The sequence below is a fragment of the Acidovorax sp. Root217 genome (genome assembly GCF_001428645.1).
In the GTDB taxonomy this organism is placed as follows: domain Bacteria; phylum Pseudomonadota; class Gammaproteobacteria; order Burkholderiales; family Burkholderiaceae_C; genus Acidovorax.
The window spans coordinates 430,215-447,968 of the sequence record NZ_LMIH01000041.1; the positions used below are offsets into that span (position 1 = coordinate 430,215).

Annotated in this window: 14 protein-coding genes; 5 read left to right on the plus strand and 9 right to left on the minus strand. The window is 67.2% G+C overall.

Annotated features, from left to right (window positions below):
• Positions 1-543 (minus strand): PAS and helix-turn-helix domain-containing protein, encoded by a 543-nt coding sequence (locus tag ASE31_RS28445; RefSeq protein ID WP_057206148.1) that lies wholly within the window; start codon positions 541-543, stop codon positions 1-3.
• A gap of 90 nt (positions 544-633) precedes the next feature.
• Here ASE31_RS28445 and ASE31_RS28450 point away from each other — a divergent pair, with 90 nt between their 5' ends.
• Complete coding sequence (locus tag ASE31_RS28450) at positions 634-1,341, plus strand: CoA transferase subunit A (RefSeq protein WP_057206149.1); 708 nt, start codon at positions 634-636, stop codon at positions 1,339-1,341.
• 2 nt (positions 1,342-1,343) lie between these two features.
• Positions 1,344-1,982: a 3-oxoacid CoA-transferase subunit B gene (locus tag ASE31_RS28455; protein ID WP_057206151.1), complete on the plus strand. Its 639-nt coding sequence runs from the start codon at positions 1,344-1,346 to the stop codon at positions 1,980-1,982.
• A 119-nt stretch (positions 1,983-2,101) separates the two neighbouring features.
• On the opposite strand, the gene ASE31_RS28460 is transcribed toward ASE31_RS28455, so the two are convergent.
• From ASE31_RS28460 to ASE31_RS28495, 8 genes are all read right to left on the minus strand, one after another.
• On the minus strand, positions 2,102-2,395 hold the full coding sequence (locus ASE31_RS28460) for a hypothetical protein (RefSeq protein WP_057206153.1): 294 nt from the start codon (positions 2,393-2,395) through the stop codon (positions 2,102-2,104).
• Positions 2,396-2,447: 52 nt separating this feature from the next.
• Positions 2,448-2,741 (minus strand): hypothetical protein, encoded by a 294-nt coding sequence (locus tag ASE31_RS28465; RefSeq protein ID WP_057206155.1) that lies wholly within the window; start codon positions 2,739-2,741, stop codon positions 2,448-2,450.
• Positions 2,742-2,990: 249 nt separating this feature from the next.
• The gene (locus ASE31_RS28470; RefSeq protein ID WP_057206157.1) at positions 2,991-7,670 is read right to left on the minus strand and encodes an Ig-like domain-containing protein; all 4,680 of its coding nucleotides are present in this window, start codon (positions 7,668-7,670) and stop codon (positions 2,991-2,993) included.
• Between the two features lie 172 nt (positions 7,671-7,842).
• A complete protein-coding gene (locus tag ASE31_RS28475; RefSeq protein ID WP_057206159.1) occupies positions 7,843-8,697 on the minus strand; it encodes a class I fructose-bisphosphate aldolase in 855 nt (284 codons plus the stop codon).
• Positions 8,698-8,740: 43 nt separating this feature from the next.
• Positions 8,741-9,721, minus strand: a complete 981-nt coding sequence (locus ASE31_RS28480) for an aldo/keto reductase (protein ID WP_057206259.1) — start codon at positions 9,719-9,721, stop codon at positions 8,741-8,743.
• 20 nt (positions 9,722-9,741) lie between these two features.
• The gene (locus tag ASE31_RS28485) at positions 9,742-10,776 is read right to left on the minus strand and encodes an ABC transporter permease (RefSeq protein ID WP_057206161.1); all 1,035 of its coding nucleotides are present in this window, start codon (positions 10,774-10,776) and stop codon (positions 9,742-9,744) included.
• Positions 10,773-12,293 carry a sugar ABC transporter ATP-binding protein gene (locus ASE31_RS28490; protein ID WP_057206261.1) on the minus strand — a complete coding sequence of 507 codons (1,521 nt, stop codon included), beginning with the start codon at positions 12,291-12,293 and terminating at the stop codon, positions 10,773-10,775. Before ASE31_RS28490 ends, ASE31_RS28485 begins: the two co-directional genes overlap by 4 nt.
• A gap of 11 nt (positions 12,294-12,304) precedes the next feature.
• A complete protein-coding gene (locus ASE31_RS28495) occupies positions 12,305-13,351 on the minus strand; it encodes a substrate-binding domain-containing protein (RefSeq protein ID WP_057206162.1) in 1,047 nt (348 codons plus the stop codon).
• A gap of 181 nt (positions 13,352-13,532) precedes the next feature.
• Here ASE31_RS28495 and ASE31_RS28500 point away from each other — a divergent pair, with 181 nt between their 5' ends.
• The 3 genes from ASE31_RS28500 to ASE31_RS28510 are packed head-to-tail and all read left to right on the plus strand — an operon-like array spanning position 13,533 to position 17,612.
• A complete protein-coding gene (locus ASE31_RS28500) occupies positions 13,533-15,083 on the plus strand; it encodes an FGGY family carbohydrate kinase (RefSeq protein WP_057206164.1) in 1,551 nt (516 codons plus the stop codon).
• Complete coding sequence (locus tag ASE31_RS28505; RefSeq protein WP_057206166.1) at positions 15,080-16,855, plus strand: glycerol-3-phosphate dehydrogenase/oxidase; 1,776 nt, start codon at positions 15,080-15,082, stop codon at positions 16,853-16,855. Before ASE31_RS28500 ends, ASE31_RS28505 begins: the two co-directional genes overlap by 4 nt.
• Position 16,856: 1 nt before the next feature.
• Positions 16,857-17,612: a GntR family transcriptional regulator gene (locus tag ASE31_RS28510; RefSeq protein WP_057206168.1), complete on the plus strand. Its 756-nt coding sequence runs from the start codon at positions 16,857-16,859 to the stop codon at positions 17,610-17,612.
• Positions 17,613-17,754 lie beyond the last annotated feature (142 nt).

The following is a 17,754-nucleotide window of genomic DNA, read 5'->3' on the forward strand; positions in this document are numbered from 1 at the left end:
TCAGCCCGCCAGCAGCTTGTGCACCAGGTCGGCGGCTGTGGACGCGTTGTACTTGCGCATGAGCCGCGCGCGGTAGATCTCCACCGTGCGGTGGCTGATGTCCAGGGTGCGCCCGATCTCCTTGGAGGTCAGGCCCTCCAGCAGCCGCGCGGCCACTTCGCGTTCGCGGCCGGTCAGCTCGGCCTTCACGGGGCGCTGCGAGCTCAGGTCCTCGAAGCTCCAGATGCCCGAGGCGTGGGGGTCTTCGCGGTTCAGGGCGCGGCCTGACACATGGCACCAGAACACCTCGCCGTTGGCACGCTTCATGATGCGGTTGTCGGCGTAGTGGCCCTTGGCGTTGAGGATGGGCTCCATGTGCGCGCCCAGGCGCTCGTACTCGTCGGCGCTCGGATAGAGTACCTGGAACGACTGGCCGATCAGCAGCTCGCGCGAGGCGCCGAACATCTCGCAGACCTGCCGGTTGCAGTCCACCATGGTGCGGTTGCGCGAGAGCACCAATCCCACGGGGGCCATGTCAAACGCGAGTTTGTAATCAACGTCCATCGGTGGCGTCCATAGTGCAAATCTTTACGGGGTACTACTTATGTCTGTACGTAGTATCGTAGCGCATCCAACATTCGCAAGGAGATCGTGGTGAACAAGATATTTCCCTCCGCAGCCAAAGCGCTGGAAGGCGTGGTTGCAGATGGCCAGTTGATGGCTGTCGGCGGTTTCGGGCTGTGCGGTATCCCTGAGGCCCTGATCGACGCGCTGCGTGATTCGGCCGTGAAGAACCTCACCGTGATCTCCAACAATGCGGGCGTCGATGGCTTCGGCCTGGGCAAGCTGCTCGAGACGCGCCAGATCAAGAAGATGATCTCGTCCTACGTGGGCGAGAACAAGGAGTTCGAGCGCCAGTACCTGGCGGGCGAGCTGGAGCTCGAATTCACGCCCCAGGGCACGTTGGCCGAGAAGCTGCGTGCCGGCGGCGCGGGCATCCCGGCCTTCTTCACCAAGACCGGTGTGGGCACCATCGTGGCCGATGGCAAGGAGCTGCGCGAGTTCGACGGCGAAACCTATGTGATGGAGCGCTCTCTGGTGCCCGACGTGTCGCTGGTCAAGGCCTGGCGTGCCGACAAGTCCGGCAACCTGCAGTTCCGCCTCACGGCGCGCAACTTCAACCCTGCTGCCGCGACCGCCGGCAAGGTCTGCATCGTCGAAGTGGAAGAGATCGTGGAAACCGGTGCCATGGAGCCCGACCAGGTCCACCTGCCCGGCATCTACGTGCACCGCATCGTGCACAACGCCAACCCCGAGAAACGCATCGAAAAACGCACCATCACAGAGAAAGCAGGAGCCTGACCATGCCGTGGACCCAAGACCAGATGGCCGCACGTGCGGCGCAAGAACTCGAAGATGGTTTCTATGTGAACCTGGGCATCGGCATCCCCACGCTGGTGGCCAATTTCACGGGTGACAAGGAAGTGTGGCTGCAGTCCGAAAATGGCATGCTGGGCATCGGCCCCTTCCCGACCGAAGACGCGGTGGACGCCGATCTGATCAATGCCGGCAAGCAGACCGTGACCACCATCAAAGGCTCGTCCATCTTCGGCAGCGACCAGTCGTTCGCCATGATCCGCGGCGGCAAGATCAACCTGTCCATCCTGGGCGCCATGCAGGTCAGCGAAAAGGGCGACCTGGCCAACTGGATGATCCCGGGCAAGATGGTCAAGGGCATGGGCGGCGCGATGGACCTGGTGGCCGGCGTCAAGCGCGTGATCGTGCTCATGGAGCATGTGGCGAAGAAGAAGGACGGCATCGAAGACTTGAAGATCCTGCCCCAGTGCACGCTGCCCCTCACGGGAGTGGGCGTGGTCGACCGCATCATCACCGACCTGGCCGTGCTGGACGTGACGCCCGAGGGCCTGAAGCTGATCGAGCTGGCCCCTGGCGTGAGCTTCGAGACCCTGCAGGCCAAGACCGGCGTGACCGTGCTGAAATAAGGCAAGGCACATGCCGTGGCCCCATGGGCCACACGAAAAAGGCCGGGGCCCCGCGAGGGGCACCGGCCTTTTTTGCATGCTGGCCGCAGTTGCGGTCTGCAGCCTTGCACTGGTGCGGATTACAGAACGCCGATCTCGCCCGAAGGGATCTGGCCGGTGCGCACGGCTTCGGCAGCAGCGGCGCGCACGGCGGCGCGGTCAGCCTTCGACTGGTAGGTCACCACGCGGGAACCGGCAGGCTCCATGCTGTGCGTGCGGGCCTCCACGGCAGCTTCGGCAGCCACTTCGGCGCGGGTGCGGTTGGTTTCGAACTTCAGGGCGAACTGCGAGCTGTCGGCTTCATCGGCGTAGGCACCGAACGATGCGAAAGCGGCAACGGCGGCGATGGACAGAAAACGTGCGGTGTTGTTCATGGTGATTCTCCGATCAAATGGGGGTAGGGGGCTTGCTGCAGGGCGGTGCGGATTACAGGTAACCTGCTTCGCCCGACGAGATCTGGCCGGTGCGCAGGGCTTGTGCAGCTTCGGCGCGCACGGCGGCACGGTCGGCCGTCGATTGGTAGGTCACCACGCGGGAACCAGCGGGTTCCATGCTGTGCGTGCGGGCCGTCACGGCCGCTTCGGCAGCGACTTCGGCGCGGGTGCGGTTGGTTTCGAACTTGAGGGCGAATTGCGAGCCATCGGCTTCGTCGGCATAGGCGCCGAACGATGCAAAAGCGGCAACAGCGGCGATGGAGAGAAAGCGTGCAGTAATGTTCATGATGAAAATCCTTGAAAGATAAAAAGCGTCTCGAAAACCGGTACGAAACTGTTTCGGACCGGGTTCGGTGAGTCGCCTTGCGGGTTCGGCTCATCGATGGGTTGAACTGTACGCCTGGCGTGTTCAAAGAAAAACCATCCAGTCGCGAACTGACTGTTCCAGTTTTGAAAACAGTTGCACGAGCGGCAGGTATAAAAAAAGCCCGCAGCTGCATTGCAGCCGCGGGCCGAAGAAGAACCTCTCGGGGGCTCAGGGCAACTGGCTCCAGTTCTGGTTGTTGCCGCCGTTGCAGGTCCAGGTGAGCAGGGGCGTGTCCTGCACCGTCGAGTTGTTGGGTACGTCGATGCAGGCGCCCGATGCCCGGTTGCGGATGGTCGAGCCCACAAGGCTCCACTGTGCCGTGTTGCCGATGCTGCAGGCCAGTTGCACCACACCGGCGCCGCTGGCTGCAGCGCTGTCCTGCGCCAGGCACAGGTTACTGTGTTTGGCGACCAGTTGCACATAGCCCCCGGTGATGTTGCGCAAGGTGAAGGTCTCGTTGTCCGCGTTGCCGCAGGGCCACTGGATGGCCACGGCCCCGCTGGCCGCCGAGACCCCCCGGATGTTGATGCACATCGTGCTCTGGTTCGACCGCAGGCGTGCCGTGATGTCCGAGCCCGTGTCCAGCGAGCGCACGTAGTCGGCCAGCGCCAGCCGGTCGGCCGCAGGCAGACCTGCCACGTTGCCGTGGCCGCCGGTGATCACGTCCAGCACGCTGGCCTTCTGGCCGTTGTGCAGGTAGGTCTTGGCGGCCCAGCTGCCGATCAGCGTGGGCGTGTCGAAGCCCACGCCGGCCAGCGGCTGGTTGGCGCCCTTGCCAGAGGATGCCTGGATGCTGCCCACGTCGTGCCGCAGGCCGTCCTGGAAGGTGCCGCCCGCATGGCAACTGGCGCAGTTGGCGTTGGCGAACAGGGTCTGCCCGCGCGCGGCCTCCACCGTCAGGCTGCCGTCGGCGGCGCGCGCCGGGCTGCGCATGTACTTGTTGAGCGAGGCGAGGTAGGCCGCCAGGTCGTCGAGTTGGGCATTGCGGCCGGCCTTGGGCGCGCCCAGCGGATCGCTGGTTGCGGCAAAGTCCGCGTCGCTCAGGAAGCCCGTGCCGCCGAAAGCGCTGCGCATGTCGTTCTCGAAGTCCTGCACCTCGTCGAAGTTGGCGCTCCAGTGCAGCTTGCCGTGGCCGGTGCCGCGCCGGCCCTGCAGGCTGATGGTGCGGCGCAGGCCCTCGCCGCGCTGGGTGAAGTCCCAGACCATGCCGTCGTCGCCGCCATCGGCGTGGCAGCTGGCGCAGGACATGTAGTTGTCCTTGCTCATGCGCCTATCGGCCGCGTTGTAGAACACCAGCTTGCCGCGCAGCGCCGCAGCCGCCATGGGCTCCTGCGCCACCGTGGCCACGTTCTGCAGGAAGACCGCCGCCGCGCTGCGCGAGGCCAGCACGTCGGCCACATCGTGCACGGTGACCGAGCGCGCCAGGAAGTTGTTCACGTACAGCCGCTTGCGCGCAGCGTCCAGGTACAGGCCGTGGGGCGCGCTGCTGGCGTTGATCTCGCCGCGCACGGCGCGGGTGTAGGCATCGACGATGGCGATGTTGTTGCCCTCCATCTGCGCCACGAACAGATAGTCGCCCGCAGGGGAGAAGAGGGCGGCGCGCGCCGGTGCCCGGTCGTCGAAGTCGATCTGCTCGGGCAGCAGGTGCGTGGCCTGCGCCAGGTCCACCTGCGAGAGGATGGAGCGCACCGTCTGGTCGTGCAGCAGGTCGCCACCGTCGCGAAAGCGCCCGCGCACGATATTGTCCTTCTTGCCTGGCAGCACGGCGCGGCTGCCATCGGGTGAGATCACCACCTGGCTCAGGTAGTTGGCCACGCCGCGCGCGCTGTTCTCGGTGTCCACCGTGGTCGTGTCCACCGGCAGGGCGATGGTGGACAACAGGCCCATGGAACTGAGGCCCACCTTGTGCAACTGCCCGCCCGTCATCTTCGACTTGAAGCGCGTGACGTAGACGGTCTGCGAATCGGCCGCCACCGCGATGCCGCGCAGGTCGCCCTCCAGCGCCAGCGTGCCCGTGGTGCTGCCATTGGCCGGGTCGAACGCGATCAGCGTGGACTTGCTTTCCAGTGTCAGCAGGCCCTTGCTGCCGTTGGGCGTGAAGGCCACGCCGTAGGGGCCGCTGCCGTAGGGCAGGGCCACCGTGGCCGCGATGCTGCCATCGGCCGGATTCAGCGCCACGAGCTTGTCCTCGCCCTGCACGGTGACCCAGATGCGGCCATCGGGGGCACGCGCCAGGGTCTTGGGCTCGTCGCCCACGCGCGTCTCCCAGCGCTTGGTCAGGGCCAGCGCATCGATGGCGGCCACCGTGCCGCTGTCCGGGTTCACGGCATAGACGCTGTTGGCGTCGCCGACGATGTTGCTCGAATGCGTGGGCGCCGTGGCCGTTGTCGGGAAGATCACGGTCACGTTGTAGGTGTAGAAGGTCTCCTGGCCCGCCGCGTTGCGCACCGTCAGGGTCACCGTGTAGTGGCCGGGGCGGTTGTAGCTGTAGGTGGTGTTGGCCTGGGCCGAGAAGGCGGTCTGCGTGCCGTTGCCGAAATTCCAGCGGTAGGTGACGCCGCTGCCACCACCCAGGCGGGTGGGGTCGAAGCTCAACTGCCCGTTCACCAGCTGCGGCCCGCCGCTCACGCCGGCATCGCCGATGATGGCCTGCGACCTCAGCTGCGTGACGTCTGAATCGCTGAGCACGCGCCCGTAGACGCGCACATCGGCCAGGCTGCCGCGAAAGAAGTCGGTGTTGCCCTGGATCTGCCCCAGCAGCGCGAACTTGTTCGACAGGCCCTTGGTGCCCGTGAGCCCGGTGGAGCTGGTCTTGGTGCCGTCGATGTACAGCGTCTGTGCGCCCGAGGCCGCGTCGCGCGTCATCACCACGTGGTGCCAGTTGCCGTCGTTCACGGCCGCAGTGGAGCGGGTGCCCGGGTTGTTGGCCGCCACATTGCCCACCGAGAGGTTGAGCCGCCCGGTGTTGTCGATCCAGCCCCAGAACACGTCGTCCGCACCGCCCGACTGGTCGCGTCCGAAGAGGCCGGGCGCCGTCCAGGCGTTGGCCGAGCCGGCCTGCGTGGTCTTCATGTAGAAGGCCAGCGAGGCCGTGCCGCCCAGCGCGGTGGCCACGCTGTCGTTCTTGAGCGGCACGCCGCCCGTGCGCTGCGCGAAGTTCAGGCCGATGCTGCTGAACTGGTCGGCCGCCGAGGCCGTGCCGTTGTTGGCTCCGATCTCGTCGGTCAGGGTGCTCGACAGCGGCCAGTGGTTCATGAGGCTGATGTCGGTGGCATTGCCGGTGTGGAACACGGCCTTGTACTCCGCCGCGATGCCGTTGCCCGCATAGTCCTTCACGCCGCCGGCCGTGAGCACGATCTCATAGCTGGTGCCGGCCGCCAATGGCTGCGTGGGGTGGAAGTTGATGATGCCTAGCTGCACGCTGTAGGTGCCGGCCAGCGCATTGCCGTTGACCGGGCGCACGATGAAGGTGCTGGCGCTCACGCTCTCGGGCCGGATGCTGTCGGTCAGGCCCACGCCGATGCGCGAGGTCAGCGCCTGCTGCCTGGCGCCATTGGTGGGCGAGGTCTGCTTGACGGCTGGTGGCGTGGTGTCGGGCGCGGTCTGGTGCACGATGAAGCCGCTGCCCGAGCCGTGGTCGTTGCCGATGAACAGCAGGTTGCCCATGGGCGCCACCTGGCCGTGGTCGGAGTGTGTGTACTCGGGGTCGCCGGTGGCGAACAGGCTGCCCTGGCCCACCTCCACATGGTTGAGCGGGTTGCTCACGTCCACCTTGTGCACCTTGAACTGCGCGCCCTGGAACACGTAGTGGTCCTGCGTGCCGCAGTACAGTTGCTCATCGATGACCAGCCGGTTGTCTTCCGCAACGAACTGGGTGCGGTCCGCGAGGTCGTAGCTGTACATGCGGGCACCGCCGCCGCGTGCCGAGGCGTGCAGGTTCCTGCCGTCGAAGCAGGTGGCATAGTAGTTGGGGTTGGAGCCCACGGTGTCCAGCACCTTGGGGTTGAGCGGGTCGGAGATATCGAGGCTGGCAAAGCCATCGGTGTTGTCCATCGAGGAGAGCACCATGTGGTTGCCCATGGTGAAGATGGGCCCGACGCGAAAGCCCCCGAGCTCGCCGGTGGGCACGGGGTTGGGCTTGCCCACACCGCGGTTGGCGATCACGGCATTGGCCGGGTCGCTCGCATCCACGATGTAGACACCGTCGTTGGCCGAAGCCACGTAGACATAAGGGGCCTGCCACCACAGCTGCCAGGCCACGTTGGCATAGTCGCCGCCATTGACGGTGGGCAGCGCCAGCTTCTTGACCTGCTGGATGTTGTTGATGTCGGTGAAGTCCCAGAACTCGATGCCCTTGATGCTGGGCACCACCACATACTGCTTGCCGCCGATCTTCGCGGTACCGAAGGCGTGGGCCTCGCGGAACTCCCTGGTGCGCCCCTCGGGCTCGTAGATCTTCTTGGCGAGCACGATGGCGCGCGGGTTGGACACGTCGTACAGCAAAAAGCCGCCGGGGCCCAGGCCGCTGTCCGGCGCGAACGAGGTCAGGAAATAGCCGTTGAGCATGATGCCCACGTTCAGCCCGTAGTCCTTGCGGCCGGGGTAGGTGGCCGGCACGTCGCCCGAGGCGCGGGTGATCATGGAGACCGGCTTGAACAGCTCGGCCGAGGTGTAGGTGAGGTTGCCCAGGCCCGGCCCCTGCAGCGGGAGCGGGACCTCGGCGGCCTGCGTGACTGCGGCCGCCATGGTGGTAAGGGTGGTCATCGGGTTGACCCCCGTGATCGCTGCATGCGTCAGCAGTGTGACGAACGGCAGCAGGAGCGCCATCAGGTAATACCGGATTTTCATCGTCGCCTCCAGGTTGTTTGAAGTTCTCGGAAAACTCTCTTCTTCGATCCATCCGACGGCGCTGCCACAGGCGCGCGCAGGCACGCCGGCCGGTGGCACAGTTGCCACCGGCCGCAGGGCTCGTTTTCTCCGTCTCCCCTCTCTCTTCTTGTCGTCTGCAGCGTCGGCGGGATCAGGCCTGCGCTTGCGCGGTCGCGTAGATGTCCCAGGCCGCCGCAGCGCTGGCGCCGCGGTGGATCATGGCCATCAGCGCATCGACCACCGCCGAAGGGTTGGCGTGCTGGTACACGTTGCGCCCGTAGACCATGCCCACGGCCCCCTGGTCGAGCAGAACGCGCGAGCGCGCGAACACCTGCTGCAGGTCCTCGCGGCCTCCGCCGCGCACCAGCACCGGGCAGCGCGCGGCCTGCACCACACGATGGAAGTCGGTGGGGTCGGTGGTTGGGTCGGCCTTCACGATGTCGGCCCCCATCTCGCGCGCCAGGCGCACCAGGGTGACGATCTTCTCTGCGTCGCCGTCGACCATGTAGCCGCCCTGGTCGCTGTGCGGGCGCATCACCAGCGGCTCGATCATCAGCGGCATGCCGTAGCGGTCGCAGTCGGCGCGCACGCGTGCGATGTTCTGCACGCACTGGCGGAACAGGTCGGGTTCATTGGGCAGCATGAACAGGTTGACCACCACACAGGCCGCATCGCGCTGCACGGCCGGCAGCACCGGGTCGTGCTCGTTCTGCAGCAGGGCCCACATCACGCGGTGGGCGGTGGCGTTGTAGGGGTTGCCCATGTCGATGCGCATCACCAGCGCCGGCTTGCTGCGGCCCGCACGGTCCTGCAGCAGGTCGGCCTGGCCGTAGTTGAGCTGGATGGCATCGGGCGCGGCGGCCACGAGCCTGTCCATCACCTGGGGCATATCCTCCAGGCCGTTGAGGAAGCTGGGCTCGTTGCAAACACCATGGTCGAGCGCGATGTCCAGGCAGCGCCCGTTGGTCAGCAGGCGGTTCAGGCGCGCGGTCTTGTCTTTCGACATACGAAGAAATCCTTGTGTTGGGGGTTGTGTGTGGAAAACGGGGTCAGGCCAGTGCCTTCAGGTGCCGGGCGGCGGCCTCGTCAATGCGCTGCACGGCCTCCTCGGGCAGGTCCAGCGCGCCGGCCGTGGCGTTCTCGATGGCTTGCACGCGCACGCGCGCGCCGCACAGCGCCACCGACACATTGCCGCTGGCCAGCGTCCAGGCAATCATCAGTTGGCCGAAGGAGCAGCCGAGCTGCCGGCGCACCGGTTCGAGCTCGTCGAAGAAGGCCTTGAGCCTGGCGCGGTTGGCGGTGCTAAAGCGCGGGTTGCTGGCACGCTGGTCGTCGCCCGTGAACTCGCGCGCCGGGTCGATGGGGCCGGCCAGCAGGCCCAGCGCCAACGAGGAGTAGCCGAGCATGGCCACGTTGTGGCGGGTGCACAGGGGTACCAGCGTCTGCTCGATCTCGCGGTCGATCAGGCTGTAGCGCTCCTGCGCCGCGTCCACGGGGCCGTACTGCAGGTACTCGGCCAGCGTCTCGGGGCTCGCGTTGCTCACACCGATGGCGCGGATCTTGCCCTGCTGCTTGAGCGTGAGCAGGGCATCCATGGTCTCCTCGACCGGCGTGGTGCTGTCCTGCCAGTGGGTGATGTACAGGTCGATGTAGTCGGTCTGCAGGCGCTTGAGGCTTTCCTCCGCTTCATGGAAGATCGATTCGCGGCCCAGGTAGCGGTACACCGGGTGGCCGTCTTCGTCGAAGAAGTGCGTGCCCTTCTGCGTGTGCCACACCAGCCCGCACTTGGTGGCGACCACCGCCTCGTGGCGGCGGCCCTTGAGGGCGGCGCCGACGATGCTCTCGGAGGCGCCCAGGCCATAGGCCGGCGCGGTGTCGATCAGCGTCACCCCGGCGTCGAGCGAGGCGGCAATGGCGTCGGTGGCGGCGGCGCTATCCTGGCCGCCCCACATCCAGCCGCCCATGGCCCAGGTACCGAGGCCAATGGCCGAGCACTCGATGCCCGAGGGGCCGAGGGTGGTGGTCTTCATGGCTGCATTCATCACGGCATTCATCGCTTGGTCTTTCGGGTGTTCATGAGGTGGTCGATGGTCACGGCCGCGAGCAGGATCAGGCCCTTGATCACGTCTTGCCAGTAAGGCGATACGTCCAGCAGGATCAGCGAGCTGGTCACCACCGAGAGCAGGGCCAGGCCCAGTACGGCGCCGAGCACCGTGCCCGAGCCGCCCTTGAGGCTGGCGCCGCCGATCACGGCGGCGGCAATGACGTTGAGCTCCATGCCCACGCCGAAGGTCGGCGTGGCCGCACCGAAGCGCGCGGTGTAGATCACGCCCGCCAGGCCGGCCGAGGCCGCGCACAGCACCGTCACCCAGAACTTCACGTGGCCCACGCGGATGCCCGAGTACAGCGCCGCCTTCTCGTTGCTTCCGGTGTAGAACACGCGGCGCAGCAGGCTGGCGCGGCGCAGCACGAAGTCGCTGACCACCACGATGGTCAGGAAGATCAGGATCACCGCCGGGATGCCGAGCACCGTGCCCTGGCCGATGAACTTGAACGAGGCGGGCAACGAGAACAGCGACTGCGGCGTGCCCTGCGTGAGCGCCAGGCACAGCCCGCGCACGATGACCATGAAGGCCAGCGAGGCGATGAAGTGGTTCAGCCCGATGCGCACCACGCAGCCGCCGATCATGGCCCCAATGAGCGCGCTGGCGGCAATCGCGATGAGCCCGGCGGTCCAGGGATCAAACCCCATCAAAAAGAGCTTGCCCGTGACCACCATCGCAAAGCACACCACGGAGCCCACCGACAGGTCGATGCCGCCCACGATCAGCAAGATGGTCATGCCCACGACCACGATGCCCTCGATGGAGAACGACAGCAGCATGGCGCGGATGTTGTCCCAGGTCAGGAAGTAGGGCGAGGCAAAGCTCATGCCGATGCACAGCACCAGGATGATGGCCAGCAGCCCCATCTCGCGCATGCTGGTGAGCTTGATACCACCGGGTTTGCCGGGCCCTCCCGGCGCCTGGCGCGGCGGATGCAGGCCGGCCACGCTGCCGGCGTTCAGTTGTGCGGGGTGATTCATGCCGTCTCCTCTTGTCGTCGTTCCAGTCCCGAGGCCAGCCGCAGCAGGGCCTCTTCCGTCATGTCCTTGCCTTGCACCTCGCCCGCGACACGGCCGTCGCGAATGACGAGGGCCCTATCGCACAGCCCGATGATCTCGGGCAGCTCCGAGGAGATGACCACCACGCCCACGCCCTGGCAGGCCAGGTCGCGCAGGATGTGGTGGATCTCCGACTTGGCGCCCACGTCCACGCCGCGCGTAGGCTCATCCATCAGCAGCACCGCCGGGTTGGTGGCCAGCAGCTTGGCGATGGCCACCTTCTGCTGGTTGCCGCCCGACAGGCTGGCCACCTCGATCTGCACGCCGTCGGACTTGAGCTTCAGGCGCGCGCCCAGCTCCTGCGCCAGCCGGTGCTCGGCTGCACGCTGCAGCAGGCCGAAGCGCGAACTCACGCGTGCCAGCGCCATGGAGGCGATGTTCTGCGCAATGGGCAGGTCCAGGTACACGCCTGCGGCCTTGCGGTCTTCGCTGAGGTAGGCGATGCCTTCGCGCAGCGCGTCGCTGTACTTGCGGATCGAGAGCGCCTTGCCGTTGAGGCGCACGCTGCCGCCGATGGCGGGGCGCAGGCCGCACAGTGTCTGCGCCAGTTCGCTGCGCCCCGCGCCCATGAGTCCGGCAATGCCCAGGATCTCGCCGCGCTGCACGGTGAACGAGACACCATGTACGCGCTCGCCGTCGGCCAGGCCCTCCACTTCGAGCACGTGTTCGCCGCAGTCTGCATCCTGCTGCTTGGGTGGGTAGTAGTTGCCCAGGTCGCGCCCGACCATGCGCCGCACCAGGCCATCGGCATCGAGTTCGGCCAGCGGGCCCGAATGCACGTTGCGCCCGTCGCGCAGCACGGTCACGCGCGTGCAGTGCGCAAAGATCTCGGCCATGCGGTGGCTGATGTAGATGATGCCGATGCCCTGGTCCTTGAGGTCGTGCAGCACCTGAAAGAGGGCGGCCGACTCGTTGTCGGTGAGGGCGGCGGTCGGCTCGTCGAGGATCAGCACCTTGCAGTCGAGCGTGAGCGCCTTGGCGATTTCGATCAGCTGCTGGCTGGAGATGGGGAGCTCGCCCACGCGCACGGCGGGGTCGATGTCCTGGCCCAGCCGCTGGAGCACCTTGGCGGCGCGTGCGTTGATGTCGGCGTAGTCCATAAAGGTCTGCCGGCCCGCGTTGATCTCCGGCATGAAGATGTTCTCGGCCACGGTGGCGTCGGCGCACAGGGCGATCTCCTGGTGCACCAGGCCGATACCCAGGCGCATGGCATGGGCCGGACCATCGATGGCCACCGGGCGGCCGTCGAGCACGATCTCGCCCGCGTCCGGCTGGTGGATGCCATCGATGATGTTCATCAGCGTGGACTTGCCCGCGCCGTTCTCGCCGCACAGGGCGTGGATCTCGCCCGCCTGCAGCGAGAAGTCCACGCCCGAGAGCGCATGCGAAGCGCCAAAGCGCTTGCTGATGCCGCGCAGCGCGAGCAAGGTGGGACCCATGGCGCTGCTGCTCACTCGCTGATGCCCTTGGTACCGCGGCGCGCGAGGTACTTGTCCCAGTAGAAGTCGTCGGCATTGGCCTTGCTGACCACGGCCAGGCCGTTGTCCAGGAAGGGCACGGCCATGGGGTTGGTGCCGTTGCGCTTGGCGTCGTTCATCGGGTCGATGAGGCCGGGGTTCTTGGCCAGGAACAGCATCATCATGCCCATGTAGCCTTGCATGCCCTGGTTGGGGTTGATGGCGCCGAACACATCGCCGGACTTGATCATGTCCAGGATCTTGGCGTTCACGTCGCAGCACATCACCTTGATGTTCTTCTTGGTCTCCACCTTGGCCTGTGCCGCGCCCAGGGCCGAGTTGGCCTCGGGCATGAACAGGGCGCCCAGGTTGGGGTTCGCCTGCGCCAGGCTCTGCACCGCCTGGTAGGCCTTGTTCGGGTCCTGGTTGCTGGCGGCGCGGCCCACCAGCTTCATGCCGGGGTGCTTGGTCTTCATGCGGTTGATGAAGGCGGCGATGCGGCGGTCGTGGTTGTCCTGGCCGGGGTTCTCCAGCACGGCGAATTCGCCCTTGCCGTTCAGCGATGCGGCAATGGCGTCGGCGGCCTGCGCGCCTTCACGCTCGTTGTCCGAGGTGATGAACGAAGTGCGCTTGGAGTTGGGCGAATCCGCCGCGAAGGTGACCACCGGGATCCCCATGGCCGCTGCGCGGTTGATGGGCTCGATGAACGGATCGGGGTTCATGGGGTGCAGCAGGATGCCGGCGGGCTTGCGTGCCAGCTCCTGCTCGAACGAGGCCAGCTGCTTGTTCACGTCGTACTCCGGCGTGCCGGTGTAGCGGGTGCGCACGCCCAGGGTGCGGCCCAACTGCTTCATCATCTCGTAGACCGGAAACCAGTATTCCACGCCCGACACCATCACGTTCATCACGTAGACGTCGTTCTGGTTGCCGCGCAGGCCGCCTGCGGCGGCGGGGGCTGCTGCGGGTTGCTGCGCGAATGCGCTGGTGCCGGCCAGGCCGATACCGGCGGCTGCTGCGGACTTCAGGAAATTACGCCTCATTTTTTGTCTCCTCTTGTTGAACGGTGCAGCATGGGGTGCTGCTTTCTCCAGGGCTGCGATGGGGTGCTTTTTGTCACGACAGTTGTTATGACAGGTAGAATGTAATCTTGGATCGAATCGCCAGATAGTTAGGGGAAACACTACTGGATATGCCGTCTGGTTCGGCGGAAGCTGTTATGACATGAAGACCCAACTACTGATCGGCATCGACCTCGGGTCGAGCAGCCTCAAAGCCCTGGCCCTGGAGGCCGCGAGCGGCCGCACCGTGGCCCTGTCCCGCCTGCCCCTGCAGCACGACCGCTTGCCCGGTGGCGGCTGCGAGGTGGGCGCATCCATGATCCGCTTGGCCCTGTCCACCGTGCTGCGCGACGTGGCGCACCAGCTTGGCAACCGGGTGGCCGATGTCCGTGCCATCGGCTGCACCGGGCACGGTGCGGGCCTGTATGCGCTGGATGCCCGCAATGAACTGGCCGGAGGCCGCGCCGTGGCCTCGACCGACCAGCGCGCTGGCGCGCGGGCAGAGTCCCTGGCAAAGAGCCATGGCCCGCAATTGCGCGCCGACGTCGGCTGCCAGCCCTGGCCGGGCCAGCCCACCGTGATCGCGGCCGAACTGCTGGGCAGCGGTGCGGTGCACAGCGGTGCCTTGCAGCGCCTGATGTTCGCCAAGGACTACGTGGGCTTTCTGCTCACGGGGGAGATCGCCACCGACCCCAGCGATGCCAGCACGGCGGGCCTGCTCTCGGTGGCTACGGGCATCTGGTCGCCGCTGGCCTTTGCGGCCTCGGGCATCGCCGGCCTGTCGCCGCAGGCCTTTGGGCCGCTGGTGCCCAGTGGCGAGGTGATCGGCAGGCTGCAGCCCTCGGCTGCCGAGGCGCACGGCCTGCCCGCAGGCATCCCGGTGGCCATGGGCGCCATCGACCTGCTGGCGTCGATGACGGCCATCCGCGCCGAAGAGCGTGGCCGCGCGGTGTCGGTGCTGGGCACCTGGTGCGTGAATGCCGTCATCGGCCCGGCGGTGGAGCCCCGGCCCGACGTGGTGGCGGTCGTCAATTTCGGCCCGCGCGAGCGGCGCCTGTACATGGAGAACAGCCCCTCGTCGATGGCCAACATCGCCTGGCTGGCCGGGGTGCTCGGCCTGCCCGACGCGCGGGCCGTGGTCGATCTGGCGATGTCGGTGCCGTTCGGGGCCGGGGGGCTGCGCTTTTTGCCTTTCGTGAATGGCGGCGCCGGCGTGTCGGCCGGCTTTGTCGGCCTGCAAAGCCACCATACGCGCGGCGACATGGCGCGTGCCGTGGTCGATGCGGTCGCGGCGCTGCATGCGCGCCATACGGCCCGCCTGGCGGCAGGGGGGCTGCCGGTGTCGGCCTCCACCGTGCTGGGCGGCGGTGCCAGCGACTCGCGCCTGGTGCGCCTGCTCGCGGGCCTGCTCGGGCATCCGGTGGAGCGCTGCGCCGATGACGAGACCGGTGCGCGCGGTGCGGCGATCTACGCCGCGATGTCGCAGGGCATCGATACCCACCCCCTGCGCGCGCCCTGCGACACGGTCGAACCCGATGCCGGCCAGGCGCGCGCCCATGCGGATTTCAATGCCGACTTCAACGAACTGATAGCCACCATGTCCCCTGTCTTCGGCCATCTGGCGGGCACATCGCCAGACACTGCCCCGCCACTGCCAGCGCTTGCCTGCACTCCTGCCACCACACCCGCGCAGAGCGTGGAGGCCTTGCCATGAGCCCGCTTTCCCCATTGCCTTTCGTGCGCCCGGCCGCCGTGGCAGGCCGCCATTTCTCGACCGTGATCGTGGGCGCCGGCATCAACGGCGTGGGCGTCTTCCGCGACCTTGCGCTGCAGGGCGTGGACTGCCTCATCGTCGACAAGGGCGACTTCAGCGCTGGTGCCAGCAGCGCGCCCTCGCGCATGATCCACGGGGGACTGCGCTACCTGGAGAGCGGCAGCTTCTCGCTGGTGGCCGAGGCCACGCGCGAGCGCAACCTGCTGTTGCGCAACGCGCCGCACCTGGTGCAGCCGCTCAAGACCGTGGTGCCGCTGTCGAGCTTCTTCGGCGGGCTGATGAGCAGCGCGCTCAAGTTCCTGGGCCGCACGCCGCCCCAGCGCACGCGCGGCCTGCTGGCCGTGGCCGCGGGGCTGCGACTGTACGACCTGCTGGGCCGGCGCCAGCGTGTGATGCCCAACCACCACATCAGCCGCGTGCAGCCCGCCGACCGCCTGCTGTTCCGTGCGGCCGTACGCTGGACGGCGACCTTCTTCGACGCCTGGATCAGCCATCCCGAGTGGCTGGTGCTGGAGCTGGTGCGCGATGCCTGCCGCGACCAGCCGCGCTCGGCGGCCGCCAACCACTGCCGCGTGATGGGCTGTGCGGGCAAGACCCTCACGCTGCGCGACGAAGTCACGGGCGAGGTGGTGCAGGTGACGGCCGATGCCGTGGTCAATGCCAGCGGCGCCTGGCTGGACCGCAGCACCGAGCTGCTGGGCGGCGCGGGGCCGCGCGTGATGGGCACCAAGGGCTCGCACCTGGTGCTCGACCACCCCCTGCTGCGCGATGCGCTGGGCGGGCGCATGGCTTACTTCGAGGCGCTGGACGGGCGCGTGTGCATTGTCTACCCGTTCCTGGACCGGGTGCTGGTGGGCTCCACCGACATCCCTGTGGACGACCCCGACCAGATCGCCACCGAGCCGGCCGAGGTGGACTACCTGCTGGATGTGCTGGGCGAGGTGTTCCCCAACCTGGCCTTCGACCGGCGTGACGTGGTCTACACCTACGTGGGGGTGCGGCCGCTGGCTCGCTCGGACGCCGACAAGCCGGGGCAGATCTCGCGCGACCATTCGGTGGTGGTCGATGCGCCCTCGCCATCGCGCGATATCCCGGTGGTGGGGCTGGTGGGCGGCAAATGGACCACCTTCCGCGCCCTGGCCGAAGAGGCCACCGACGAGGTGCTGCGCCTGTTGGGGCGAGCGCGCACCGCCTCGACCCGGCAATTGCCCATTGGCGGCGGCACCGACATGCCGCAGGGCGCGCAGGCGACCGAACGCTTCATCGACCGCATCGCCCAGGACGCCGGCCTGGCACGCACGCGCGCCCAGGCGCTGCTGCGCCGCTACGGCTCCCAGGCCTTGCGCATGGCCCAGCATTTCAAGGTGGCGGGTGACGAGCCGCTGCAGCATGCGCCCGATTACTCGGTGGCTGAGGTGGCCTGGCTGTGCACCGAAACCGGCGTGATCCACCTCGACGACCTGGTGATCCGCCGCACGCTGCTGGCCATCCGTGGCCTCATCACGGACGCGGCGCTGGTCGAAATGGCCGGCATAGCCGGGCAGGCATTGGGCTGGGATGCAGGGCGCGAACGGCAGGAGTTGCACAATTGCGCCAGCGCGCTGCGCGAACGCCATGGTGTGCGCCTGGCCACTGCAGCGCCCGATACCGATGCGGCAGCGCCGGCCTTCCATGCACCATTGACCATCCATCCGGCCCTGAGCCCGTCCTGACGTGAATTCACCGACCGAACTCCAGCCCCTGCTCGACCGCAACTCCGAATCGCCCCTGTGGGCGCAGTTCCGCGATGCCCTGCGCCTGCAGATACTGCAGGGCGAACTGGCCATTGGCGCCAAGCTGCCTTCCGAGGCCGAGCTCGGCGAGCAGTTCGGCATCTCGCGCATCGTGGTGCGCGAGGCGCTGGCCGACCTGGTGCGCAACAACCTGATCTACAAGATCAAGGGCCGTGGTGCCTTCGTCGCGGCGCGCGAGCGCGACGAGGATTTTGTCTCCACCGTGCTCGGCTTCTCCGACGAGATGGAGCGCAAGGGCCGCTCGGTGCGAACCCAGGTCCTTGTGCAGCAGCTGCGTGACCCCACGCCGCAGGAGATCAGTGCGCTGGGGCTCACGGACGACACCCAGGTGGTGGCCTTGAAGCGGCTGCGCAGCGTGGACGGCGAGCTGCGCCTGCTGGTGGAAACCGTGGTGCCCGCAGACCTGGCGCCCGGCCTGCACCGCATGCGCCTCGATGACCGTTCGCTGTACGACGTGCTGCGCCGCCAGTACGGCGTGCGCCTGGTGCGCGCCGAGCGCTGGATCGACGCCGTGCTGCCCGACGCCGAGACCTGCGAACTGCTGCAACTGGCAACGCCCGAGCCGCTCTTGCGCATCGAGTCCATCGCTTACGGTGCCAATGGCCGGCGCCTGGAGTACTACAGCGCCTTGCACCGCTGCAAGTCGAGCCGCCTGCACGTGCAAACCACGACGTGAAGCCCTCGGGGCCGACTCCAAAGGAAAAAGGGCTCCTGCACAGGAGCCCTTTTCAATGTCGCCCGTTTCCGGGCAGAGAGGGGAAACACTTCCACATGGTGGCGGCACCCACGACCGTGAGATACCACCACCATGGGAAGGC